Origin of the sequence: Butyrivibrio sp. ob235 (genome assembly GCF_900109475.1) — a bacterium.
Classification (GTDB): domain Bacteria; phylum Bacillota; class Clostridia; order Lachnospirales; family Lachnospiraceae; genus Butyrivibrio.
In genome coordinates, this window is the sequence record NZ_FOBE01000021.1 from 17,160 (window position 1) to 43,442 (window position 26,283).

24 protein-coding genes and 2 pseudogenes are annotated in these 26,283 nt (G+C 40.2%); 4 read left to right on the forward strand and 22 right to left on the reverse strand.

Features of this window, described 5'->3' with window-relative positions:
* Positions 1-192: 192 nt before the first annotated feature.
* Genes BMW61_RS22545 through BMW61_RS13960 form a run of 6 tightly spaced genes read right to left on the reverse strand, consistent with a single transcriptional unit; the run spans position 193 to position 7,093 of the window.
* Entirely contained in the window at positions 193-864 is a 672-nt protein-coding gene (locus BMW61_RS22545) for an HAD-IA family hydrolase (protein ID WP_242876752.1), read from the reverse strand.
* Positions 857-2,380, reverse strand: a complete 1,524-nt coding sequence (locus BMW61_RS13940; RefSeq protein ID WP_091823036.1) for an alpha-L-rhamnosidase-related protein — start codon at positions 2,378-2,380, stop codon at positions 857-859. Before BMW61_RS13940 ends, BMW61_RS22545 begins: the two co-directional genes overlap by 8 nt.
* Positions 2,377-3,357 carry an ABC transporter permease gene (locus BMW61_RS13945; RefSeq protein ID WP_026498745.1) on the reverse strand — a complete coding sequence of 327 codons (981 nt, stop codon included), beginning with the start codon at positions 3,355-3,357 and terminating at the stop codon, positions 2,377-2,379. The genes BMW61_RS13940 and BMW61_RS13945 overlap by 4 nt, the downstream gene beginning before the upstream one ends.
* A 24-nt stretch (positions 3,358-3,381) precedes the next feature.
* On the reverse strand, positions 3,382-4,581 hold the full coding sequence (locus tag BMW61_RS13950; protein ID WP_091823039.1) for a type 1 periplasmic-binding domain-containing protein: 1,200 nt from the start codon (positions 4,579-4,581) through the stop codon (positions 3,382-3,384).
* A 14-nt stretch (positions 4,582-4,595) separates the two neighbouring features.
* Complete coding sequence (locus tag BMW61_RS13955; protein WP_026516850.1) at positions 4,596-5,576, reverse strand: ABC transporter permease; 981 nt, start codon at positions 5,574-5,576, stop codon at positions 4,596-4,598.
* Between the two features lie 14 nt (positions 5,577-5,590).
* Positions 5,591-7,093 (reverse strand): sugar ABC transporter ATP-binding protein, encoded by a 1,503-nt coding sequence (locus BMW61_RS13960; protein ID WP_091823041.1) that lies wholly within the window; start codon positions 7,091-7,093, stop codon positions 5,591-5,593.
* Between the two features lie 207 nt (positions 7,094-7,300).
* On the opposite strand from BMW61_RS13960, the gene BMW61_RS13965 reads away from it, so the two are divergent.
* From BMW61_RS13965 to BMW61_RS13975, 3 genes are all read left to right on the forward strand, one after another.
* On the forward strand, positions 7,301-8,356 hold the full coding sequence (locus tag BMW61_RS13965; protein ID WP_091823044.1) for an AraC family transcriptional regulator: 1,056 nt from the start codon (positions 7,301-7,303) through the stop codon (positions 8,354-8,356).
* Positions 8,357-8,752: 396 nt separating this feature from the next.
* Positions 8,753-9,940 carry an ATP-binding protein gene (locus BMW61_RS13970; protein WP_091823047.1) on the forward strand — a complete coding sequence of 396 codons (1,188 nt, stop codon included), beginning with the start codon at positions 8,753-8,755 and terminating at the stop codon, positions 9,938-9,940.
* A 113-nt stretch (positions 9,941-10,053) separates the two neighbouring features.
* Entirely contained in the window at positions 10,054-11,187 is a 1,134-nt protein-coding gene (locus tag BMW61_RS13975) for a hypothetical protein (RefSeq protein WP_091823050.1), read from the forward strand.
* A gap of 179 nt (positions 11,188-11,366) precedes the next feature.
* On the opposite strand, the pseudogene BMW61_RS22960 reads toward BMW61_RS13975, so the two are convergent.
* The 13 genes and pseudogenes from BMW61_RS22960 to BMW61_RS14045 form a co-directional block, all read right to left on the reverse strand.
* Positions 11,367-11,501: pseudogene (locus tag BMW61_RS22960) on the reverse strand (integrase); the annotation flags it as partial.
* Positions 11,494-11,954, reverse strand: a pseudogene (gene rhuM, locus BMW61_RS22965) (RhuM family protein); the annotation flags it as partial. The pseudogenes BMW61_RS22960 and rhuM, both read right to left, overlap by 8 nt.
* Positions 11,906-12,280: a GNAT family N-acetyltransferase gene (locus BMW61_RS13990; RefSeq protein ID WP_091823055.1), complete on the reverse strand. Its 375-nt coding sequence runs from the start codon at positions 12,278-12,280 to the stop codon at positions 11,906-11,908. The pseudogene rhuM and the gene BMW61_RS13990, both read right to left, overlap by 49 nt.
* Positions 12,281-12,291: 11 nt before the next feature.
* Positions 12,292-12,684, reverse strand: coding sequence for an HIRAN domain-containing protein (locus BMW61_RS13995; RefSeq protein ID WP_091823058.1), 393 nt, complete (start codon positions 12,682-12,684; stop codon positions 12,292-12,294).
* The gene (locus BMW61_RS14000) at positions 12,669-13,451 is read right to left on the reverse strand and encodes a hypothetical protein (protein WP_139176333.1); all 783 of its coding nucleotides are present in this window, start codon (positions 13,449-13,451) and stop codon (positions 12,669-12,671) included. Before BMW61_RS14000 ends, BMW61_RS13995 begins: the two co-directional genes overlap by 16 nt.
* A 432-nt stretch (positions 13,452-13,883) precedes the next feature.
* Positions 13,884-14,294, reverse strand: coding sequence for a Sir2 family NAD-dependent protein deacetylase (locus BMW61_RS14010; RefSeq protein ID WP_091823065.1), 411 nt, complete (start codon positions 14,292-14,294; stop codon positions 13,884-13,886).
* Positions 14,295-14,337: 43 nt separating this feature from the next.
* Positions 14,338-14,736 carry a hypothetical protein gene (locus BMW61_RS14015; RefSeq protein WP_091823070.1) on the reverse strand — a complete coding sequence of 133 codons (399 nt, stop codon included), beginning with the start codon at positions 14,734-14,736 and terminating at the stop codon, positions 14,338-14,340.
* 28 nt (positions 14,737-14,764) lie between these two features.
* A complete protein-coding gene (locus tag BMW61_RS14020) occupies positions 14,765-15,841 on the reverse strand; it encodes an acyltransferase family protein (protein ID WP_091823073.1) in 1,077 nt (358 codons plus the stop codon).
* A gap of 178 nt (positions 15,842-16,019) precedes the next feature.
* Positions 16,020-16,238 (reverse strand): hypothetical protein, encoded by a 219-nt coding sequence (locus BMW61_RS14025; protein WP_044928690.1) that lies wholly within the window; start codon positions 16,236-16,238, stop codon positions 16,020-16,022.
* A gap of 199 nt (positions 16,239-16,437) precedes the next feature.
* Positions 16,438-16,638 carry a hypothetical protein gene (locus BMW61_RS14030; protein WP_022762356.1) on the reverse strand — a complete coding sequence of 67 codons (201 nt, stop codon included), beginning with the start codon at positions 16,636-16,638 and terminating at the stop codon, positions 16,438-16,440.
* A gap of 49 nt (positions 16,639-16,687) precedes the next feature.
* Entirely contained in the window at positions 16,688-17,338 is a 651-nt protein-coding gene (locus BMW61_RS14035) for a helix-turn-helix domain-containing protein (RefSeq protein WP_242829934.1), read from the reverse strand.
* 280 nt (positions 17,339-17,618) lie between these two features.
* Positions 17,619-18,749 (reverse strand): aldo/keto reductase, encoded by a 1,131-nt coding sequence (locus tag BMW61_RS14040; RefSeq protein ID WP_091823155.1) that lies wholly within the window; start codon positions 18,747-18,749, stop codon positions 17,619-17,621.
* A 66-nt stretch (positions 18,750-18,815) separates the two neighbouring features.
* A complete protein-coding gene (locus tag BMW61_RS14045) occupies positions 18,816-20,084 on the reverse strand; it encodes a hypothetical protein (RefSeq protein WP_091823078.1) in 1,269 nt (422 codons plus the stop codon).
* A gap of 274 nt (positions 20,085-20,358) precedes the next feature.
* Between BMW61_RS14045 and BMW61_RS14050 the strand changes: the two genes are divergently transcribed.
* A complete protein-coding gene (locus BMW61_RS14050) occupies positions 20,359-21,666 on the forward strand; it encodes an ATP-binding protein (protein ID WP_044959265.1) in 1,308 nt (435 codons plus the stop codon).
* Positions 21,667-21,760: 94 nt separating this feature from the next.
* Here BMW61_RS14050 and BMW61_RS14055 read toward each other — a convergent pair whose 3' ends face one another.
* The 3 genes from BMW61_RS14055 to BMW61_RS14065 all read right to left on the reverse strand — a co-directional run bounded on the left by BMW61_RS14055 (position 21,761) and on the right by BMW61_RS14065 (position 26,235).
* Positions 21,761-24,493, reverse strand: a complete 2,733-nt coding sequence (locus tag BMW61_RS14055) for an InlB B-repeat-containing protein (RefSeq protein WP_091823081.1) — start codon at positions 24,491-24,493, stop codon at positions 21,761-21,763.
* A 328-nt stretch (positions 24,494-24,821) separates the two neighbouring features.
* Positions 24,822-25,385, reverse strand: coding sequence for a hypothetical protein (locus BMW61_RS14060; protein ID WP_091823085.1), 564 nt, complete (start codon positions 25,383-25,385; stop codon positions 24,822-24,824).
* 130 nt (positions 25,386-25,515) lie between these two features.
* On the reverse strand, positions 25,516-26,235 hold the full coding sequence (locus BMW61_RS14065) for a sulfite exporter TauE/SafE family protein (RefSeq protein WP_175475216.1): 720 nt from the start codon (positions 26,233-26,235) through the stop codon (positions 25,516-25,518).
* Positions 26,236-26,283 lie beyond the last annotated feature (48 nt).

The following is a 26,283-nucleotide window of genomic DNA, read 5'->3' on the forward strand; positions in this document are numbered from 1 at the left end:
TTAGAATAAAACTTTAGTTTATATCGTTTATATACGCGCGTTATTACGTTAAATTAGGATTTAACGAAATGATATTATGCCAAACTGGCGTTCACTGCTATTTCACTGGCTTTATCACGATTTTTGAAAAACTTAACGCAACTTTTGAGCCCCTGGGGAGGACAAAAAGTCGCGTTTACTATTTCAATTATTCTATAGAAAAATCTTATTGATATGCATATTTAAGCCATTTTCTTGCATATCATCAGTAATCATAATTGGTCCCGATAACTTTAGAATGTCCTTAAAGCTCTCTAAATGATATGTGGCCTTTCCATAGCTTTCTGCGCTCCCGATACCGGCGCTGTAAAAACCGCCCGATACCGCAGCATCTATGCCGGCTTCAGCATCTTCTATAACAAGGCAGTCCTTCGGCTCTTCTGCAAGGAACTGGGCAGCTTTTAAGAACACTTCCGGATCGGGTTTGATATCCAGGATAGGAGCAAAAGACCAGTTTAGTCCCAGTGCTGCCCCTTCCCTGCATGCAACATACCCCATCCTGTAGCCGTTTTCAGGATCCGCAGTTGCTGCAACTGCCATGGGCTTGCCAAAAGATGTCCCCTCTACCGCCAGTCCATCTCCACCACTCTCCGTATTAGCGGCTAATAAAAGCGGAATTTTGGCCATTGACTGTATTTTTCTGTGAGTATCCTGAATCTCTTTTGCTCTCCCACTTCTGTACATCATCCCGCCAACACCAATTCCACTGACGATTCCGCGAAGAACTTCATCTTCACTGCTAAATCCCATAGGACAAAAAACCTGTCCGCATTTTTCCTCAAGGCTCATGTCCTCAAAGGTCTCTTCTTCCAAAGTATTAAGCAAAGTATTTCCTGAGAAAATACGCCGGGCCACAGCTCCAGGCATGACAATAACTGTTTACAATGGTTCCTCCGTAAGGTGACTCGTCCGGATTTTCGGGATTATACAGCTCCCAAAAGGTGTCTGCACCGTTTTTGATCATTCCGCCCCAGTACTGTCTCATAAGATTGTGAGCGTCTTCTTTCCTGCCAAGCTTAATAAGTGCATCTATATAGTTGTGATACATATAAGGAGTAACCATTTTAACAGCACCGTCGCAGCCATTTAGTCTTTCCAAAAGCCTGAGTGCAGCACTACCTTCAACGGCATTTCCAAGTATCATCCATATCTGAGATGCAAAGGAGATCTGTCTGTCTTTCCCGCTTACGTACATGCCCATTTTTTCATCATATAAAAAAGTATTGGCTGCATCCTTTACTTTGTTGTAAAGATCAGCATACTCTTCCTCTGAGAGCACATCTCCGACCTGCTCGGCAAGCTCAATTGCTGCCTCCAGCGCGTACAGGAATATCCCCTGCGCACTTGCCTGTTTATTCAGCTCCAGATTCCAGTCCACAAAGCACCAGCCAAGAACGTCAAGGTCCTTTACTACATAGTGTTGGTCAAGGCCCTCTCTGGCAAGACTGATCTGTCTGCGGCATACCTGCCACAGATCCTCCAGCGCCTCCTGGTCACCTGTCTTTCTGTAATAATCCCTGAGAATGACCACAAAAAACAGAGAATAGTCAAACATACAGGTGTCGTCTACTTCAGGCTCAGGCTCCAAAAATACGCAGGCTCCGACTCTTCCATTCTCCTGAGTAAGCGCACCGAACAGGTATAGGCAGGATTTGACCATATCATTCATTCTGTAGGTTTCATAATTGGCCAGAGCCTGTATCCTAAGATCTCCTATCCACAGCCTTCTGTCTCTTTTAGGTCCATCCTCAAACACTGTCTGCATGCAATCTTTGAGAGTTTTTACAGCCACCTTGTCCATCTCTCTGTCCAAGGGATCTGCCGACTCATAGGGTAAAAGATCCGTATCTCTGGCAGAAGTGACGGCCTTGGCCCAAGCTTCGGAAATCTGAAGGTCAAATCTTGAACTGATATCCATAACCTCAATCCTTACAAATCTGAATGAATATCGTCTGTCAAAGTCCAGCCTTCCGGGGACCACATCCACCTTTACCAGCTCTTCCTGGATCCATGATGCGCTTACCCAGCCACTGTATTCTGATGCATCCTCAAACAGCTCTACTTCTCTTTCGGCAAAGCGTACTCTTAAGAGCACCGGAGCATCTGCATGAGCTCCTATGTTCTTAAAATCAAGAGAAAGATATCCAACCAGATGTCCGCCAAAGTCAAGGATGACCTCATCACCTTTTTTTAGTGACATAGTCCTGAAATCCCGGAGACTTTTTTTCTTTATTCCCTTGCCGTCCCTTGTAATACTTACTGTTTCGGCTACAGCAATCTCTTTTTCATTTAACCTTGGGAAAAGAGCCGTTGCTTTTTTCAATAATCTTAAGTCTTTCATGCTTTCAATAATCTCTTTATCAAATCATTGTTGTTCAGGTAAATAAGGAAAACAACCAGCAATACTGCATTTATAATTGACTGCATCGTTGCATTCACTGAGTTTGAGAATACAGCAAAAGTAGAATTTAAAAGTGACATGCAAACAGCCGCCAGTAGAAAGCCAATCTTCTCGTTTGTGAATCTGCCGATATATCCTGCGATAAACATAGGGAGAAATGCTGTAAACATGATGGCTATACTGCCAAAATTGAGCTGTCCTCCATTTATTGTCGTATTTCTGGCCGCATTAAGTGTTCCCACTATACCCATCAGGCCTCCACTGATCCCATAACAGATCAGAGTGTTTTTTACCTCATTGATACCTGTAGCCACAGCCACCTTCTGTCCCGACTTAAGTGCGTTGTAGTCATAGCCAAAGGCCGTTTTATCAAAAGTAATTATCATAAATGCAAGGACTGCCGCTATTATCAATGCTGCATAGACCCAGGTTCCTGTAAGAGCGGACATTGAAGGATTTTGAACTTCACTCATAACATATTTGCCACCGGTTATTGTGTACATAATTCCCTCATACACTAGCGTTACTCCCAGTGAGACTATGATGGGAGGCAGTCTTAATGTGCAATATGTAAGACCCGATATTAGTCCAAGTATCACTCCTGCAACAAGGGATATACAAAGCATCAGCGGTGCAGAGCCATTTCCTCCGGAGAGAATCCCATAGGTTATTTTTGCCCCTATGATAGATGACAGACCGGCCATTGATCCCAGGGAGAAATCAAATCTTCCGCTGTTCAGATTTATGGAAAGAGCCATGGTTGTGATCATCACAATAGCTGTATAAACTATGAAATTGTCAAAGCTTTTCATATTTGAAATCACACTCTGTCCATTTAACAGGCAAAGAGTCTGCAAAACCACAAGGGTTACAACCGGCATGGCCATTGCGTTTACGATTCTCTTCGGGGTACTCATAGCTAATCTCCTTATTACTCTGTATTACTTACTCTCTACAAGGCTCTTTACATCCTGATAGGTGACCTGACTTCCGATAATGCTATCAAGTGTCTCTTTGCTGTAGATGGGTGAATCACCGTTGTCATTGACAAAATACTCATCGAAGGTTGCCTTGTCTGTTGCTACCAGATAGCCCTGATTGAGCGATACAGCATTTCCCTCATCATTTCTGATAAGATTTCCGTCAATCGCATTTGAAACCAGCGCAAATACAGGTCCGATAGATGATGAATACTTACCTGCAAGATATTTAAGACTTCCACTCTCCATTGACTGACTGTTCATGGCAGTAAAGGAATCAATATCGGCAAAAGGTATATTTTCTTGTGAAAGTGTCTGTGCAAAGAATGTAGTTGCCATTCCAACTGAAAGGAATGCCTCGGGAGCCTTCTGAATAGCTGCACCAAGCTCATCTGTTGTTGTATCGCCATATCCCTGGAGGTATGCAACAAGTTCAACATCGCCGGAAACCTTTGAAAGATCAATTCCCTGATCCTGGAAAATCTGTCCCACGATCGCTCCCATGTCATTTGCTCCGCCGTAGGTACAACCAAGTCCCGTAAGAATACCGGCTGCTCTGAAAACGTGCATAGGATTTGGAATGAAAGCGCCATAGAGAGCCACCTTCTTTACTCCCTGATTTTTATAATACTCGCCCATAGCTTTTCCTGCCTCAAATTCAGTGGCATTTGAAGGTCCGATCTGGCAAACGAAGTGCTCATAACCTTTGTATTTTTCATACTGCTCGTCATCAAGAACTCCTGAAGCTATTGCATAGTAAAGGCCATACTGCTCGCAGGTCTCAATCTGCTGTGCTCTGTCGCTGCTGGATAAAGAGATAACTGCGTCATATCCCTTTGATGCAAATTTTTCAATAGCGGCCTTCTCGTCTTCAGCGCTTGCCAGCGCATCAGTGTAATCAAAGGTAACATCATAGTTTTCCTGAATATACTTCTCATAGTAATTTCTAAATCCCAGGGCTTCCTCACCGCTGACATCTGCTACAAGCACTCCGATTTTCTTGGCTTTGCCGGAAGGCTGAGTAGTTGTTTCAGCTTCCTGTGCCGGTGCTGCGTTATCAGCACTGCCCTGTGCAGCAGGTGCTGAATTTCCGCATCCTGCCATCACCGTCATGGCCCCGGCCATGATAAGTCCGATCACTTTTGTAAGTTTTTTGTTCATAATATTTTCCTCCTTTATCTTGGTAACAGTGCTGTCCTGTAATTCATGCTGGTTACATAAACCACCGCCAGGAAAAAGACTGCACTGATCACCTGTGTGATGCCGTATGCTGCGCTGCTGTCTATGACTATCTCAAGAATGTCATTCAGCAAAATATATGAGAAGCCACCGATCAGTGCCGCGTAAATCTTACTTCTTGCACCTCCTGAGATTGGCATTCCTCCGAAAACGATCGCAATAAAGATATTCATTCCTATACTTGATGCTGTTGTAGTAGTAACCGATGGGGTATAGCAAAGTGTCAAAAATGCTCCGAGGCCGATTCCAATTCCCGCCATCACAAAGGCCAGGATCGTATATTTACTTGCCTTTATTCCTGTAAGCTCTGCACAAATTGGATTTCCGCCCACAAATTTCATCCTTCTTCCGGCCTTCGTAAACTGGAATACAAAGAAGCATATGGCAAAAAAGGCTATTAAAAGCATTGCCTTAAAACCTATGTTGTCAAAGGGCTTTACAACTTCGCTGGGAATACTTATTCCGCCAAGAGCTCCTCCATAACTTGTGATGATCTGTGCCGAGAGCGCTGAAAGAACCGACATCATGGCAACAGTTGTCACGAAGGGAGGTATATGAAAAACCGAGGCTAAAACCGAATTCAGCAGTGAAGCTGTGATACCCACTGCGAATATCGCGACGATCATCAAAATAAGGCTCTGAGTCTTGTTATAGGTCATGACCCCCATAGTGGCTGCAAAGAGCGTTGATGCTCCAAGGCTTATATCAAAGGTGCCAAGGGTATAAATGAAGATCGCCCCAGTAGCAACCACCGCAAGAACAAGAGCCTCATTAAATACTATTTTCAGGTACATATCCAGCCTGTAACCATTTATGCTTACCACCACCAGAAATGCTGCAAACAAAACCAGTAAAGCGGCAATGGGAAGTAAGGATATGAGTTTTTGTTTTATGTTGGTTTTTCTTTTATCTGTCATCTCTTTTACCTTCCTCAGATCATGTAGCTTATGATGTCTCCCTCGCTGAGGGTACTGCTTCTCTTAAACTCTCTTGTGATCTCTCCGTCCTTCATAATGAGTACTCTGTCACTCATACCTATCAGCTCCGGCAGCTCCTCGCTTATCATAAGTATTGCCTTGCCTTCATTTTTGAGCTTTACCATGAGCTGATACATCGCCTGCTTGACTCCGATATCCACGCCTCTTGTGGGGCAATCCAGGATCAGTATCTCGCTTCCGCAGCCTATCCATTTACCAAAGACAACCTTCTGCTTATTGCCACCCGAAAGCTGACCTACTGCCTGATCCATATCTGAACATTTGATCTTAAGTTCATCCACCTGTTTTTTTACATATTTTTTCTCACCGGATGAAGTAACAAGGTTTATTTTGTTTTTAAAGATATTCATTCCGGCGATAGCAATGTTGTCTTTTATACTGGCATCGAGACAAAGCGATTTCTGATCTCTGTCTTTCGACACATATCCGATCTTTTGCCCCATTGCATTGTGAGGGCTGAGTATCTCTTTTCCACTACCGCAGATAACATACCCCGAATCAAGCTTTAGCGCTCCGAAAAGGGCTTCACCCAGATCATGCATTCCGCTGCTCGCAAGGCCACCGACTCCCACAATCTCTCCGCGGTGGAGCTCCAGAGAAACGTCCTTTAAATTATCTTTGTAGTTCAGGCTTTGAGCGCTGAGTACCACTTCATCAAGAGATGTACACTCCGTATCCGCCCTGTAATAATCACCTTTAAGCTCTCTTCCTATCATGCTGCTGCGGATGGCATCTGCAGCAAATTCCTCTTTTTCAAAAGTCCTTATGATGTTTCCATCCCTGAGTACCGTCAACGTGTCACAGACTTCCATGATTTCGTCCAGATCATGAGATATAAAGATCACTGACTTTCCGTCATCCCTCATTTTTCTGATCAGACTGTACATGATCTGCCTTCCATCGTGGGACAGCGCAGTTGATGTCTCATCGATGATCAGAATATCCGGGTTTTTCATGATAACTTTGGCTATTTCAACCAGCTTTCTGTCCTGAAAGTCCAGCCTTCCCATCGCATCTCTTCCGCTGATGCCTGCTATCCCAACGCTTTTAAGAGCCTCATCTGCTTTTCTTTCCAGTTTGTTCTTGTCCACAAGGCCAAATTTGTTTTTAAAGCTCCCAAGTTCGGCAAGGAACATGTTTTCAGCCACCGATATTCCTCCAATGGTTCCGCTTTCCTGAACAACCATTCCAATGCCCTTGTTCAGTGCATCTATCATACTGGCCGGTTCCCATCTGTTTCCCTTAAAAAACATCTCTCCTTCATTTGCTTTCTGCATTCCGGCAGCTATTGAGGAAATAGTGGATTTTCCTGATCCGTTCTCACCGATCAGGCCTCTGATCTCGCCGGGATAAACTTCAAGGTCAACCTCGTTAAGAGCCACGACGCTTCCGAATCGTTTGCTGATATTCTTCATTTCAAGAACTGGTTTATTCATAACTGCCCATTCCTTTCTGTAACGGCGCTCTTTATGATGCAATTATATGTTTAAAAAGCACTGAACATAATTCACAAAATCGCTCAATATTATTGATGTTTTATGATTTAAATATAATAATTTTTATATAAATCTTTGATTTTTTGACATCTACTTGCCGAGCAGATATAGTAGATTTAATAGGAGCCCTCAATATAAGGAGATAAAATGGACGCTAATGCATTAAAGCAGCATATATACGATGTTACAGAGGTGGAAGCATTTTATAGAGAGTACTACCTCGCAGGGAAGAACCCGGATTCGCTTAGAGAATTTCTTAAGAATCTTGACATGGAAATGGTGCTGAGTAAGCACCTTCTGATCAAAGAAAAAAAAGAAACAATCCCCGATGTTTATGAGGATTATTTCTTTTTTGATCTGTCTGACAATGACAGTATTATTGTTCAAAAGCACGAAAGATACAGCCCGGATATTGAGCATAGCCATACCTTTTTTGAAATCTCATATATTTACGATGGCAGATGCACCCAGACTATATCGGGCAATACCATTGAGATGAGAACAGGAGATTTCTGCGTGATCCCACCGGGAATCAGGCATTCTTTTGCGGTATTTGACGACACTATCGCCATAAATATAATGCTGCGCCGTGATACACTTCACACTATGTTCTACTCCTTTCTCAACACACGTAACATCCTCTCATCCTTCTTTCTGAACAACATTTATGCCAAAAAGGCGAACGATTATATAATGTTCAGGACCGGCCAGGACGTGGTCATTTCCGAGTCCTTCATATGGATGTTAACAGAGAGTCGCAACAAGGAAGAGTACCACTACCAGGCCATAACAAACACCCTACTCCTCGACTTCTATCTGATAATTAGACGGTACTCCGAATCTGTTCAGATGCCCCTGTTCGACTCCAGAGTAGATGTCCAGCGCTATGCTCTTATCCAGTATATTCAGGAAAACTACAAAGACGTTACCTTGTCGGATCTGTCAAATAAGTTCCACTATTCCAATGAATATACATCAAGACTGATAAAAGAGCTCACAGGCATGAATTACACAGATATCCTGCGAACTGTCCGAATCGAAAGATCGCAGGATCTTCTTGCCAATTCCACCATGACGGTGCAGACCATAGCAGAAGCTGTTGGGTACGATACCACAGAGCATTATATAAGGCAGTTTAAAAAGCACACAGGCATGACGCCCTCTGCATATCGCAAACAGTCCACATCAAACAGAACCAGGTAAAAGAGCTCTCATACCCCTGTCAGATATCATCCGCGATATCGATATTCTCGCCTGTAATTCCTACCCACGCGCCGTCCTTAATCTTACCATCATGATCAAATGTTATATAATGCTTGTAATACTAAAATAGTTATCAGCAATAGCATCTAATTGCACTTTACAGTAAGTATCAACGCTTTTGCTATCTTATATACAGAAAACAGTATTCCAAATGAATATCCAAAAATAACCAGCGCTATAAGCAGTACTTCTTTCACTTTCCTCTATCCTTCGACTTTTCAGCCAATAATTTCATTGAGAATTTTTCCATGTGGTGTCAAATATATAATTACCATTGAGAATTTTTCCTTTTAATGATAAAATTCTCAGTAGAAATTAAAATTAAGGAGTGCTGCCATGATCAAACGCGAAAAGTATATCGCCCCAATAAGAAGTTTCTATGACAATGACCTTATTAAGATCATTACAGGAGTAAGAAGATGCGGCAAATCAGAGATATTAAAGCAGATAAAAGCTGAAATCGCTGAAAAGTCTGCTAATATCATCTATCTCAATTTTGAAGACCGTATCGTAACAGAGCAGATCCAGGAATGGCAGGACATCGTTACACACGTTGAAGACAACCGGAAGGATGGGTTCTGCTATGTATTTCTTGATGAAGTACAGGAAATAGATGGATGGCAGAATGCCTGCAAGACCTTGCGTTTAAGGGATTGCTCAGTATTCATTACCGGCTCAAATTCCAAACTTCTTTCGAAGGAATTTACAAAAGAACTGTCGGGAAGATATGTTGCTTTCAGAATCCGCCCGTTCATATATAAGGAAATCCTTGAATATGCAAAAGAACTTGGTCGTGAGGTACCCATCTCCGATTACCTCATTTGGGGTGGTTTCCCTAAAAGGCTTGAATTCCAAGGTGAAGAAGAACTCAGGATATATCTCAACGATCTTGATAAAACCATCGTGGAAAATGACATCATAAACAGATATAAGATACAAAAGTCCAATGAATTCCGCAAAGTCACAAGCTTTGTTCTGATATCCAACTCACGCATTTATTCGGCGAAAGCCATTGCCGATTACATGAAAGGAAACAATAACCAGTGCAGCAGTAACACAGTGCAGAAGTGGATTTTCTATCTGAGTGAGGCATATATCATAGATCAGGCAGACCGGTATTCAAAAAAAGCAAAGAAAGTCCTTGAAAACAGCCATAAGCTGTACAACTGTGACGTTGCCCTTAACTCTATCAGGTGCCCAAATAATCGCTATGACATCACTCACAATATGGAAAACATCGTGTATAACGAGCTGATATACATGGGTTACAAAGTAAGTGTCTATGACAACAATGGCAGGGAGATTGACTTCCTTGCTGAAAATGGCAATTACAGGTACTTCATCCAGGTTGCTTACAGTGTTGCCGAAGATAAAGCATATCAGCGCGAAATGTCTGCCTTTAGTGGGCTTAGCCAGATAGATACAAAAATCCTTATCACCAACGATGACATTGATTATTCAACAAGTAACGTCAAACACATAAAATTTAAGGATTTCCTGTTAATGGAAACCCTTGAGAAATAACGAATAAATTTCACCCACCAGAATCACCCCATGAAACTGATGAATGGTGAAACGCAGTATGCTTAAGGCAACTACGATATATATCATTATGATTGCAGGGAGGAATGTATGTGATGAAAAAGGGATTTGTTAAACAGCGGATAATAATGCAATTTTTACTTTTACTGACAATGTCATGCTTTATTTTTTGCAGGCAAAATGTATCAGCTGCCTCAGCAAAGAATAGGATAATATCAAATTCCAACAAGGTTGTAGTAATCCGGACATCTTATGCTACTGGCGGATTTAATGACGGTTGGGGCGGAGTCATGGAAGCTGTGCCTAATAAGGATTCAGATGTATATGAGTTATATGATGTTGTTATCTGGGACGATCGCATTAGTCTATATAAATTTCCGGGAAACATCGATGATGCCAGCGATGAATTTTTCAAAAATCATCCTGAATACGATACAAGAAACAACAAGGAATATGAAAAAGGCTGGCGTGCTTTCAGAGAGGAATGCTGCCTTGATACGCATATGGTAAAAAGCTCTGAAGCAAGTCCGGGCACTAATAGTAAAAAAAGACTTTCTGCGTACAAATCATTCTTTAAAAAGATAAAGGAACGGACATCCAATAGCAGCAGCTATATCATAAAATATTCAGGACATGGCCAGGATGAAATGTTCTGTGGGAATCTCAACAGAAATGACACTATAAATATATTAAAGTTCAGTAAAAAGCTATTTGGTAAAAAGTTTTCAATTATCGATTACGGAACAAATTGTAAGTCCGGAAAGACGTCTGTACTAAAAATGTACCAGGACTATACTGACTACATGATTGTGAACCAGTTAGACTTTGGTGGTTTTGAGTATGATGATGACAAGGATTGTAAGATATACGATCAGGTAGATACTGATATGGTATATGACAAAATGTTTGTATCCGGAGAGACCATGAAAGATGCTGCAATAAGAATGGCTAAACAGCATACTATCATCTGGCCGTACGCCAAAAATGATCTCAAAAAGCATCATAATCCACAGTCTGTCACCGTCGTGGATATGAATGCATTCAAAAAACTCATGAAATCAGCTTCAGCTTACATTTCAAAAGGCTCAGATCTGAAAAGTAGTATAAAGAAAAGCGGAAACAAATCTTTATCAAAGAAGTATAATAAAGCAGTGATTTTTTACGGAAATGATAAAAAGCAGATCGGAAAGTGGTCAAATTCATACGGTAACGGAATTACTAATGACTGACATTGATGATATGGTGACTGTTCTGTTGCATGGACTCACCAAGCGAATTCACTATCGAAATGGTTCAATAGTTTTAGATATACCATATCTCCGTCATGTAGCTGAGATTTTTTATTCTTTTCATAAAATTCTTCCGTAACATACTTCAAGTCAGAATAATCAATACCTGACTCTGTTATAATAATCACGTTTGTCTTTATTTTATGTATACGCTTCATCGGACTTTTTAATATATAGTTTTCCTCTTCAAGCCAAGAAAAGAAGCTGGAAATATTGCGTCTTACATTATCAACAGTAACCTTACTACAACCATTTTGCCCAGTCCTCCATGCTCATAGGAATATGTCTTTGAGCCTGAAGTTCTGCATAATCCAAGTATAATGTGACAATTCGTTCAAGATAATTCATCTCTTCCTCAGATAAATAGTTTTTGGCAATTGTCACATCCGCTTTCAGGATTTTTCCATCTGGAGCGTTTTCCCAAGTAGTCAAGCCCATTTACGGAAACGAACCGCCCTGTCGTTATTAACCTTAAATCCAACTGAAATAATCAGTTGGAGGTTATAATGCATTACATTCCTTTGTACTTGTCTGCTTCCCTCTGTTTGAACTATCCGAAAATTTCGGATAGTTGCCTCCTTGGTCAACTTGCCATCATCAAATATTTTCTGAATATGATCATTTATAGTTCTTACATCCACTTCGTACAGTGAAGCCATCATTTTTTGAGTAAGCCATATATTTTCAGCTTCATAGCGCATCTCAAACCAATGCCTCTATTTCTAAGTTTCTTAACTAAATCTATTCCAATCTCAGGCACTTCCCTATTAGGATGCTGAAAATTAAGATATCCTGCGAATCCATCGCTATTATAATCTAAACATATATGTATATTTCCATCGCTGCCTGTAAGAACTTCCTGCCACGAAGACTCCGCAAATTCCGGCATTAAGTCATAAGCTACTCCTGCATCACTTACATCTTTCTTTAGCGAGATAAATGCATCCCCGTCATCCTCCCGAAACGCTCTTAAGATTATCTGTCCTTCAGTAGCATAGATTCCATTATCATCAAAAAAATCTTTATTATTCATAACAGCCTTCCTTAATAATCAACCATAAAGATCCTTACACTTATCTCAGTAAAAGAATCCTGCCTATCAATCTCCGTTATCTTTGCCTTTAGGAGTTTCCCTGCATCCATAAGACGCGCAAAAACTGTATTATCCTTCATTGGTACATATCCAAGCTTCTTTTTATCCGCGTTAAGCACCATGATAGCATTGGAATCATACTTGTTATCTTCCCTTTTAAGGATAAGCTCATCTCCTCTTTTTGCCTTCTTTAGAACAGACATATCATCAAGATGAGTTGTCCCGGCAATATAGGTGTCAAAAAGGTGTATCTCTTTAACGAGGGGCTTTAAGATATCCCCGAGGTCATGAGTACCTATGACAGCCACCATATTCTCACTATTTATCATCAGTTCATTGGCCATAACATCGTCACCCCACTTATAACAAACGCCTCAAGCACTTTATCGAGTTCCTCACAGTATTTCTCATACTCCTTAAGCTCATATGACAGCTCAAGCTTCTTATCACTGATTGCATCCTCATCTTCTAAAAGAAACTTATATATATAAGGTACCGTAGATACGATGTGCTCTATCTCTTCCTCAAGAGCCTTTATCTTTTCTTCGATATTGGGGATCTCAACCTCCACGTCCTCTATGTCTGTATCCTTCAGCGCCTGTGCTACAAGAAACTCAAGTTCCTGAAGAGCCTGTAAAACATTACAGTTATATGCAACAACTACCCTGTTCCAAAGGTCCATAAGATCTTCATTTTCAGCTACCTCTGGATTTATGTCCGGGTGAATCTTCTTTACAATCCTGTGGTAGATACGCTTTACTTCAAGGTAATCCTTATCACTTATAACCCCTCCGCTTTTAGCTTCCCTATAATCCTCTTCCATATGGTGAAGCTTTTCAGTGAACTCTGCCATTTCTTCCTTTATATATGCATTGAGCTTATTCTGGTCTATAGGTTCATCCCGGTTTATCGCCTTCTGGCAGAAATCTATGATCTTCTTTTTTTCTATGCACTCAATCTTTTTGTTAAAAACAGCAAGGATAAGTTCTCCAAATTCCCTGACATATCCGCGCTCATACTGGAATGCATCTTTTTTGTAGCGGTCTCGCTGGTTTATCAGCTCTTCGTATAATGAATATGACGACTTTTTCTCAGTAACAATATTGTTCACGGCCATACACCTCCAATCTCATTAAAAATACCTACGACAAAAAGGATGCTATTAGCATCCCCTGTCAAAACTCTTTCCATACCCCTGTCCTTAAAGCGGACAACTCATAAACATCAGCAACATGGCTCCTAATCCCAATAAAACTCTCATCATAATACTCATACCTTTTCATCCTCCAGCCCTTTGTCACACCCTCCAAAAGACTAGTTGCTTGTTTCTTTGTACTTTTAATATAAAAATTTTGCAGTCCAATAAAAATGACAGCCATATCTTGTATATACGCCTCATCATCAACAACTATATATTGTGGTTGTTATGCTATTTACTTATTTCAGAAAATAAAAAAAGAGAGCTGTACTAAATAATAGTGTTTCAGCTCTCATACTGTATTCTGGATCTTATATAGATATTTGGAGAAAATCAATCCCTAATCTAAATCTCTATCTGATTCATTATTTTTCCAATACTGTCGTGAAAAACAAGATCTGCCCTCTGTTCCATCTGGAAAAGCTTTCTATGGGCATCGTTTGGCTCTATACTCCTGCAATCAAGGTTCTTGCGGAAATAATCAAAGAAAACTGCGGGCTTCTTATTTAGACAGTCATAACTTAGGAGGTATTCCGGTTTATACATAGAAAACCGATTATCCTTCTTATGATACAGGCCGTTCTTACTTCTAAAATCGGGAATACCACTCTCAGTAGACACACCTGCCCCGCCAAGAAACACTATATGTTCAGAAATATCTACCATCTCATTTAAAGCATCTATCTTCTGCTCATCATTAAGAGATCTAAAGTATTTTTCTTTTTCCCTCTGGGATGAAAAATCCGGTAAAAGCATATCTATTCCTCATTAGAAACACCAAACTGCTATATTTAATAGATTATTCCTTATTCCCTGCCACATCCTCAAGCAGCTTTGATGCCTCAAGATCTGCTTCATGCAAGGCAAGCACTATAGGATATTTCTCCATAGCATCGCCTACTGCCTTATACTGGCTCTTTTCCTCAGAAAAACCCATATGCCATCTGATTGCAAATATCTCAGGAGTCTTAAGCTTCATAAAACAGTTGATCAGCATCACAGATTTCTCGCCATGTCCTAAGGGCATTGTGTCATTTATTTCATACCTAAGGACAGTCTCCCAGATAAAATTACCCTTATCATCATGTTTAACCTGCCAATTCTCAGCTGTAGCTACCTTTTCAGGATCATAAGTCTTCTGATTCTTTGTGCCTTTCACATAAAAGTTTACCTTACAAAGGTCATGTAAAAGAGCCATGATAATGAGGCTTTCTTCCGGAATTGTCTCAATTACTTTTTTCCTTTTTTATCCCAAGTACACACCACCTTATGAAAGGTATGCGGCTCATGATCTCATACAGAAGGTAGGAGCCTGTGAATGCTGCTATTGCAACCAGCAGGTATACGATTATAGGTGCCATGGATGGACATAATGTATGCAGATACCATCCGCTGACCGCTATCATCAGATAATGGAATACATAGAGTCCCCATGACTTTTTGCACATCCACTTTGCGAAAGCATTCTCGAAATTGCCCCATTTATTCATGAAGGCAAGTATACCGATAGTTCCAAACCATGCGTATACATTGCACAATATTGTATCCAGAACCACATGATCCGGATAAGACTGACCTATATATAAAATCACGAAAGCTACGCAGGATGCGAGAGCAAGGATGCTTAATAATAGCCAGTTTTTGCCAAGTCGATCCATCACTTCGTCATGGGACAGTACAAAGTAGCCAATCAAAAAGCCCAGTCCGTAAATACCGAACCTGTATACCACTATTATCGGTGTGTTAAGTATCTGCGCCGCTCCGTATACGGGTATGACAAGAAGTATAACTATCAGAAGATTGGCCTTTCCGCAGATGTTATAGAATCTGTCTTTTTCAATCCTTCTGATCAGTACCAGTATCAGGCTGAAGACCCAGAGCATCTGAATGTACCACAGAGGACCTGAGCCGCTGACAGCCATTATCAGGAAAATGATTGGCCCCGGTACGTTGTTCATGGAATTAAATGCACCGGAAATAAGCATATTGTAGTAGCCAAGAACCCAACCGAAAACCAGAAGTCCGATTGTTGATGGCACAAGATATTTTCTTGTCCTTATTTTGATGAATTCCTTCTCTGTTCGTTTAACCAGTTCATAGCGGGCTGACATGCCGGATACCACAAACAGAAGTAACATGAACCAAGGATATACAATGTACTGATACGTATCCTGAGGCTGATGTTCACTGAAGGGACCGATGATTCCATGCTCTGTTACGCCGTTGAATATGTAAATTACATGATAGATAACAACCAGCACTACTGTTATCCAGCGAATATTATCCAAGTATACCTTTCTCATCTTTCTACCACCTTTGCTACATTTATTAACATTTTTCTTAATCATAAAAAAGTAAGCCCCGCCTGTCTACCAAGCGAAGCTTACATATTACGCTATTTTTTGTTAAATTTGGTTGCTTACGTCTCCTCGTATCCCTTTTTTCCCGGGTTACTTAATCTCGTCTTTAGTTCCGTCCTCCTTACACTTCTTTAGCCAAAAGGCCAATTATCATTGCGACAACAAGTATCGGGAATGCTATGTAAACAAGACCTCCAACTACCAATGCTACTAAGATGAAAGGCAGGAACACAAGGAAAAATGCAATCTTAATCATGCTCCAGGAAAACTTAAAAGCAAACCCTATGAGCTTCCCAATAAAACCAAATAAGCAAACCATAAAAAGAATTGTCAGTAACATGATCATCACCATCCTTCTATATATGTACTAACAACTGTTTTTCTGTCTATGATCATATTGTAAGCAAAAACATGAATCTGTTACATATCAAGTAGAGCAAAAAACATATCCGTATTTTCCATTCTTTGTGACTTAAAAGAAAAGCAGACCACCAAAGCTGATGATCTGTCCGGAATATAGCATTTTATTCAGTTTTTATTTATTCTTCTGCGCTCTCTGCCTCTTTTTTATTATTCTTCATAAGCTTGAAGCTTAAATATAAAGCAGTTAAAAACAGGCAGAAACCGTATCCCTGTATTAGTCCCTTAAAATATGCTGGCATATCGACAAAGCCTGCAACTATAATCATCATAAGTCCTATACCGTTTGCATATCCATACTTGTTGTTTAAAAAGTTCATCTTTTTTCATCCTCCAAAGTTTAATTTTGTATTTTTAATATCTTATTTCTTACTTAAATATGAGCATCAGGCCAAACCCTATTCCGCCGCATACCACAGCTGCAATAACAGCCGATATTATTGTGGTCAGGGCTTTCTGGTAGGGCCTTTTAGCCTCTTCCTTTATCTGATCGGTAGGGGATAATGTTTCTCCCTTTGTGAATGCAATGATTTCCTTGTAGGTCTGTACATTGTATTCCTTTTTATACTTTTCAATTCTTGTGGCAAAATACATTGTGCATGCAAACAATACCGCGAATGGGATGAGGAACCAGAACCCAATAGTAACTGCGAGTATTGGTGTCGTGATAAGAATAGCTATTATAGAAATAAGCATTCCTATCGCATAGGTGTTCATCTTGTTAATGTCAGCCTGCGTCTGTTCTGTGATGATTCTTTCCATTTTTTCAACATCTCCTTTTAATAGTTGGTCTACGGAGACATCGAAGATTTCGCTTAGCAGCAACACGCTCTGAATATCAGGATAGCTCTTATCGTTTTCCCAGTTTGAAATTGTCTGTCTTGAAACAAAAAGCTTTTCAGCCAATTCATCCTGGTTGATATTTTGTGCTTTCCTTAACTCTTTAATTCTGCTTCCAAGTTCCATGTCGTATGTCTCTCTTTCCACCTCAGCATATCGAGATATTGAAAATGCTGCCATCAAAAGGCTTTTACATTCGTGTTTTTTGCCATGTCAAAAGCTTTTGACATCCGCTTGTTTACTGGGTTTCATCCCCGTTTAAACTTTTAAATATCGGTTGTAATTTTAAATCACAGTATCTTTTTTGTAACCTACTTTAATGAATCCCCTATTATTTTTATCCCCTCACCCCAAAACACATCTACTACTATAACGGCTTTCCGTAAATTAAAAAAGCCCTGTAGTGGTATTTATTTCCACTACAAAGCTTTTCCAAAACATTTTTACTTGCAGCACGGTATCAGTGCTCGTAAAGTTCCGCAACTTTCTTAAGATTGTCGATGATAGGCAGGTGCTGAGGGCACACTCCCTCACACTGACCGCAGGCTATGCAATCGCTTGCTTTGCCGAAAGTCTTTCCGAGGGTTCCATAAGTGGAGAAATTAATTGTCCAACCCTTGTGCTCTAAGTCATCTCGCATGTCTGCATTGTAAAGGCTGAAATACTTTGGAATGCAGATGTTCATGGGACAGCCGCCTGTGCAATACGAGCAGGCTGTACAAGGTATTGCAATCTGGCTATTGATAATCTCTCCTACCTTGAGGCAGAGGTCTTTTTCCTCCTCAGTAAGAGGCACAAAATCCTGCATGTAGCTTGTGTTGTCTTCCATCTGCTCAAGGCTGCTCATGCCGGACAGAACCACCATTACATTATCGAGGCTTGCCACAAACCTTATAGCCCAGCTTGGTATGCTCATTGACGCATCATGTTCGGTAAAAAGAGCCACCGCTTCATCCGGCATCTTATTTGCAAGTGTGCCGCCTTTTACAGGTTCCATGACGATTACAGGCTTATTGTGCTTTACAGCAACGTCATAGCAGGCTTTTGACTGGATCCACTCACTGTTCCAATCCATGTAATTGATCTGAAGCTGAACAAACTCCATCTCCGGATGATCTGTCAGAATCTTGTCGAGAAGCTCCGGTGTGTCATGGAATGAAAAGCCCACGTGCTTTATAAGACCTTCCTTTTTCTTTTCGAGGACAAAATTAAAGCAGTCCAGACATTCATATTTATTGAGCATATCTCCCTCTATGCCATGTATCAGATAGTAGTCAAAATACCCGGCTCCGGTTTTTTCTAGCTGCCCCTGGAATACTTTGTCTCTCTCCTCTATGGAGTTAAAAAATGCACTATGAAGTTTGGTTGCGAGTGTATATGACTCTCTGGGATGCCTGTCCACGAGAGCCTTCTTCACCACGCTTTCGCTTTGGCAGGAGTGATACATAAGGGCTGTGTCAAAATAGGTAAATCCTCTTTCAAGGAACATATCCACCATCTTACATACCTGTTCGATATCAACATCTGCATCATTGTGAGTGTCATTGAGAGGCATTCGCATAAGTCCGAATCCCAGTTTTTTTGCAGGCATAAAGTCCATATTTTCTCCCTCCTAACATAACTAATACAGTGTATGTATCAAAATGAAATTTTTACATCACACTTTTTCCGGTAGTTCCATATGCGCCACATCATTTAGCATTTCAGCAGTTTCAAAGCTTATTCCGTTTTCCGACAGTTCCTTTTCAAAAGCTCTTACTACTGTGTCTTCTTCAAAATTCTGATGCATTGTCAGGAAAATCTTTCCATTTACGGCAGCTATTTCAACCAGAAGTCCGTTTGCGTTTGGCACGTGAGTCCAGAACTCCTTTATATGCTTTCCCACAGATGGATATTTCCATTTTCCGACATAGCTTACCATGCATGTAAACAGTTTTCTGCCGCCTGACAGCATCATGCCGTAAGTCTGCATTTTTGCCGCTACTGTCGGAGTAGCCTTGGCAATTGCCTTATTCCTTGAAGCAGAAACGGTCATGGTTTTCTGTATTCTCTCCTCGTCGCTTTGGATGAAGGTTTTTCCACGATATGCAGTGCATTGTCTGTCAAAAGGCATTGCTTTGATCTTATCGGAATAATCAAAGAAAACGGTATTGACACAGTTATGATGGGTATTTGGGGCATGCAGCATAGGTCTGGCATTTATTATATAAGACCCCATTATCCCTTTATCTCTGTCAGGGAAAAGCCTGTCAATTGTACGTGCCAGAAGTATCGACACCATGACTCCCGGGCTTGCGTCATTTGCTGATGAAAACTTAAGAAAATCCTTTTCAGGAATCACAACGTCAAATAATCTCTGTTCGCAGGGAGTAAAGCCGCCATCTTCGACCAGTGAAAAAGCAGGTTCAAGCATGAGAGAAGGAATATTGCTGATATCAATCTCCGGCAACTGATCCAGAGGATCAAGATACTCATCCGGCGTAATCTCATCATCAAGAGTCCTGATGCCCTCGCTTTCAACGTCCCCGTACTTCTGCTTGGTGTAATAGTAGAGTATCGTGGACAGAACCATGTACATTCCTGTTCCGTCACACAGGCCATGATAGAAATCGAGGAAAATCTTATCTTCAAAGTAGCAAACTGCCCACATATGATATCCCGTTTCTTTTGCACCGAGAGTCACTCTTTCCTTTTGGTTAAGGACAGCAATCGGCTCATCATTGTCCTCATAAAAGATTTCATTATCATCACGCTTCATCCTTAGAAGAAGGTAGGGGTAACGTTTTGCCGCTGATTCCACCGACTTCCTCAAAATATCGCCATCAATCTCGTCTTCCATTCGGACAACAAGTCTCACACTATAATCTGATCCTTGTCCAAAGCTTCCATAAACGTGCATTATGTCGCCGGCAGTTATTTTTTTCATATTATCGGGTCCTCATAATCAATGTTCTGTAGCTACTTTGATGCTATTTTCGGATTAACATCGTCTATTAAATTGTACTATATTAAGTTGGCTGACATTCTTAAATTTGCATAAACAATGCACAACGCGGAGGTCATTTTGATACCTCCGCTTTTTGTAGCAATCACTACCGCATTGTTGCGGATGGTCGCAGTTTTATGTGCAACCATTGACCGGCTTAAATACTAATGTTATAGTTATAGATGAAAAAATTGCGGATAGGTGCAAATATTTCATGGAGGAAGTTGTGTATCCAAGAAAACAATACCTGGAAAAACTAATATCAAAAAGAGACAATGGCCGTATCAAAATAATTACCGGTCTTAGGAGAAGCGGGAAATCTGTGCTTCTTTTTAAATTATTCAGAGACTATCTTCTTAATAATGGCATCTCAAGTGATCAGATCATATCTCTGGCTTTAGATGTAATGGAAAATGCAAAATACCGCAATCCTATAGAGCTAGATAAATACATCAGATCTTTGATGAAAGATGAAAATAAGAAATACTATATTTTCATAGACGAGATACAGTTTGTTGCGACGATCCAGAATCCGTATGTGGATGACCCTGAATCCAAGATTTCTTTTATTGATGTTGTGCTAGGTTTTATGCAGATAAGTAATGCCGATGTGTACATCACCGGAAGTAATTCAAAAATGCTCTCCTCCGACATCCTTACTCAGTTTAGGGACAGGGGCGATGAAATAAGAGTTTATCCTCTTTCTTTTGCTGAATTTTATGAAGAATACACGGGAGATAAACGAGGCGCATGGCAGGATTACTATACTTATGGCGGAATGCCGCTTGCTACATCTCTGGACAATCATGAAGAAAAGAGCAAATACCTTAAGGATTTATGTGAACAAACATATATTAAAGATGTACTTGAACGTCATGACATTAAGAACGGCACTGAAGTTCTTGATATCCTACTGGATATACTTGCATCAGGCATAGGCTCCCTCACAAACCCATCTAAGCTTTCAAACACCTTCAAGAGCGAAAGACAGATTTCAATCGGATCTGAGACCATAGAAAAATACATCGGATATTTCGAAGATTCATTCCTTGTCCGAAAAGCTGTAAGGTACGATGTCAAAGGAAGAAAATATATCAGAACACCTGCAAAGTACTATTACTCCGATCTTGGACTTCGTAACGCGAGACTTGGCTTCAGACAACTTGAAGAAACGCACATCATGGAGAATATCATCTATAACGACCTTATACGAAGAGGCATGGATGTTGATGTGGGTGTTGTAGAATACAACACAAAAGATTCCTCCGGAAAAAAAATCCGCAAGCAACTGGAGGTAGATTTTGTCGTGAATAAAGGCAATAAGCGGTTCTACATTCAGTCTGCTCTTAGTATCTCTGATCCAGATAAGAAAGAGCAGGAAATTGCCTCACTTAAGAGGATTCCTGATTCGTTTAGCAAAATAGTTGTGGTTAAAGATTACCTTAAGCCCTGGCAAGATGAAAATGGGATCATTTATATTGGAATCGAGCAGTTCCTATTAGACGATGAACTTTTGAAATGAAGCAGCAAGCAGGCCCTTACAATGAGCCTGCTTGTTTTAAGTTATTCCTTGGGACGGGGTTGTGGGGCCAAATAATACAGAATAATCGTGAAAATTATTTGATCTTTACGCTCTTTGAATGGCCCTTCTTTACGAATAACTTTTCATAGGTCTTTTTCATCTTCTTGGGAACCTTGACGGTTACGCCGTTTCCGATGCCCTTGAAGGCTTTCTTTGCAAGTGTGTCCTTAGTAAGCTTGCTGGATTTTACATTGATTGTCTTAAGGTTCTTTGCACCTTTGAAGGCATTTGCCCGGATGTTCTCAATGTTATTTCCAAAGGTTACTGTCTTAAGCTTCTTGCATCCGTTAAATGCCTTGGATGCGATGCCTGTTACATTGTAGGTAATGCCATCTAATGTAACTGTCTGAGGCACTGTGATCTTCTTTGCATTTTTGTTGGTTGTACGCTTGTAGTCAACAGTCGGGTTCTGCTTATCTGCTGAGGTTACAACGAATTCTGCAGCCTGTGCCAAATCAGCAAATGTTGTTCCTTCAGCTTTGGGCTCTGTTGCTCCACTTTCTACCTTGGGAGCGGTGCTTTCAGAAGGATTTGATTCGCTATTTCCTGGGGTGGGCTCGGAGTCGGGCTTTGGATCAATAGTTTTATCTTTCCACAGAGCCCTGATGGTCATATCATCAGTTATTATTATAGTTGTTCCGGCAACGCCAAGATCCCATTTATCAAATTCTTTGCCTTCAGGTGCTGTAAATGTGCAGGCAGGAAGCGTATACGGAGAATTAGGTGTCTTTGATACAGCAGCCATACTTCCGCTTCCGCCATTGGAATCAAAAGTAACAGTACATGTTATAAGTTCAAATTTAGCTATAATCTTAACATCTTCTACTCCGATTCTGAAACTATTGTCAGTTATTGTTACATCTCCGGATGCTACCATCCATTCTTTGAACCTGTAACCACTATCAGGTATTGCGGTAAGTATGACAACATCACCTGTTTTACCGGTTGTAATTGATGCTGATGCACTTCCGTTACCATTATTAGAAACGGAAACCGTATATGCTTTCGTAATTAGAGCCTTTTTGACAAGCACATCCGAGCTATCGGATTCGCAAAGGTAATAATTATTGGATATTTTTCTAATGGCAGCACCGGTAGGATTTACTATTTTTATTCCATCTGCAAAATGGATTCCTTTGTCTGAGTCAAAGCAGCCATTCTTATGCTCCAGGTCAAGTGTTCCACCTTCCATGTATATGTTTGCACCACGACCCAGGAATCCATTTGCATATCCTCTGATAGTAATACTTCCATTTAAAGTAAGAGTTTTATTGTTTGTACAATCTAGGAAAACACCTTGCGTGTATGAATTGCCATCGATTTTTATGGGGTCAATTTTCACAGTCCCCTTAATGGTAAGGTTCATATCCTTGGCATATATTCCTACAGTCTTTGTCTTGTTATATGAGTATCCATCATTGATCGTTGCATCATTAAATGTAAGAGTATTGGTTTTAGGATCATACTTTGCAGAGCCTTTGCTACATGGAATATCTTTAGTATTAAAATTTGTGACCTGTGTATTACCCACCCAAAGATTATATTTTATTAACGATAATTTTACTTCTATAGGTGCACTTGCATAATCTGTCTGTTTGATCCCATTAACATCTTCGGCGAAGATATATACATGATAATCAGTTCCCCATCCGGGTATATCCAAACCATATGGTAATTCGAATGTTCCTTCTCCGGGGCCGGGACTAATAGCCTCTGAACTATTTAAATTCCCATAATAAAGAACATTTGCGTTGTTGGAATTTGCTTTCTTATATTCTTTGTCAAGAATCATAACAGAAACTTGTGAAGCATTTGCAGCATTAACTCCGCCTACAGTATATGGTATAGTTATCATTTTCCCGGATACTGAAATATCTTTACCTGTTTGTAATGCCGCAGTCATTGTCTCATCAAGCAGTGTCAGCTTATATTCTGAATTATATACTCCGGCTGAACCATTTATTACTGAAGTAAAAAGAATCGAATCCAATTTTATATTAAATGCGGGACTTATACCCACATAATTAGAAACAAAAGTATTATCGTCTATTTGTCCAGAAGATCCGACACAACCGGCATATGATGAAAATCTGGCACCATTACGCAGCAACCACGAAGCGTCTTTTTTACGACTCGCTACATTAATTACGTCATATACGTGACGATCTTCGTAATAAACCCATCCATCAGTCGTACTATATCCATAATCTGGATTCAAAACATCTTCTACGTCAAGTAGAAATACTTTTTCGCCATTAAGAGCGGTGTAACTATTAAAGTCATACAAATTGCCATTTGCAATTGAAATATTATGTGCGGCTACTGTACTATTGGCCATGGCTTCTTTTTCAATTCCTGTAAAGCCATCAGGTTTATTAAGAAAAGCATCCCCATTTAGACGGCTATTCACAGCAGAAGTGGCCCATTTATTCCCATTTGAAGAACTGGAATTAAATCTATCCTCATAAAGTGTATTGTCGCAGTCGAGAAGCATGGTTGTACCACCAAAAGTTGTTGTTTTTGGTGACAGCACGCGATATTTTACAGGGTTTCCATTATACGAACCATACCATATATAGCTTCCTTTCCACGCCGTATTATCAGTTCTCTTCTCGGGAGCCCCGATTACGCTTGCTCCAAGTCCGGACACTGTCTTATTCCAATCAGCATGAACCGTTATAGGCTTATCAACTGCCGGAAGTATGGTCAATGCCATAGCTGCAGACATTATAGTCGTCAGCAATCCCTTTCTTATTGCCTTCATCATTTTTCCTCTTCCTCCTTTTCTTACAAAAAAACACAAAAAACACACCCCAAGAAAACTCAGGATGTGTCATATTCCAAGTGATTAAAAATCGATATTATATTATTTGCTGGTGCGAGCTTAGTCATCAGCATCATTTTTCAACCCTCAATCAGAAACTTATACCCCATACCATAAGGCTCCTTTATATATCAGAAAAGAAAGCGCCTATAATATTGTATCCGAAAATGAATGCTCTTTGGCTACGGAATATGAACAGTTTTATTCATATTTCGTAGTTGACAAAGACAAAATTAGCAGGAATACCGTAAATGATATTCCTGCTAATTATTTATTTGATTTTGAGATTAAATGTTACTTTGGGTCCTCTTGTATTCGTATAAGTATTATAAATATTGATATATACAACCTGACCTTCAGTTAACTGATACGTTACTTTCCGCGAAGCTACATTATATCTGCCCTTTTTACCCGGTATTCTATATGCGAAAGGATAAGAATTTAGATATCCACCTTTAGAATAACCATCAAGATACTTTATTTGATCTTCTATCCCGGTAGGAACAGTATAATCTACTGTAGCTAAACATGACGACTTGCCTTTTGCTCTCAGATGGCTATATGTAAATGTGTATTTCTTGGTTTTAGGTACAACAAATTTTATGAAACCGCTATAAATTTTTCCGGATTTTCCTAATTGAACTTTATAATTACCGGTCTTATTTATAGTTACTGCTTTTGATTCGATATAAGATTCTTGTGGAATATTAAATTCGGCATAAGGAAGCTTCAGCTTTTTGGTCTTAGCCTGAGCTGTTACGGGATTCACCAGAATGATAGTCATTGCAAATAATAGTGCCAATGATAATACTCTTTGCCATACTCTTCTCTTCATATTTAACCCTCCAAGAAACGATGAAAAAAATTTTCGCCTATTAAATGAATTTTAGCATATTTTATTTCATTTGCTACCGCCAAAAGGGGGTATTTTTGTGAATGGTTTTTTGAGAAAAGTTATAGAGTGATCAAGCCATGTTTGTCAGTATTAGAGCTATTCCTGACACGATTAACATGACAATTACCATTTTTTTTATTATTTTGTCATCTATAACCCGGACACTGAGCATTCCTGCACCAAGTCCGGCCAGCATAAACGGAGCCAGAAGTGCTGCTGTTTTCAGAGATTCCATTGTGATTATGCCATACAAGCTGTACAAGGCAATTCGAAAGGTGTTCTCTATCACAAAGACAAGGCAGATATTGGCTCTGAAGGCCTTTGAGCTGTCTGTCACTCTGCCTATATATGCTCCAAGCAGCGCACCTACGCCGTATAGTCCGCATAAGAAGCCGGATAAAACACCGATTATCGTCAGTAAGATTCGGGACTGCTTCGCTTTTCCGGGAGAGATTTCTCTGAGGAGCATCTCTATGCCGATTACGATGATAAGTGCACCAAAAACTATTTTAACAACAGATATGTCTGCATTTTTCAGAAATAATACTCCTGCCACGCTACCGACAAGAACCATGGCCGCAAGCGGAATGCATATTTTCAAATCTATGGATTTGCGTTCTTTCCAGCTGATTATCAGATTGGTAGGATTTCCAAGAATCAGCTCAACCGGAGATATATTTATGTTGGCATTTCCAAAGCTCAATATTGAGGTGAAAACCAACGTGTTTGCAAACCCGCATAAACCTTTAACATAAAAAGCACAAAGTGTTGCTATTATCCAAAATATCATGTGGTATTTTTTCTCTCCATTCAGGGACATCAACATAAGCAATGTTGT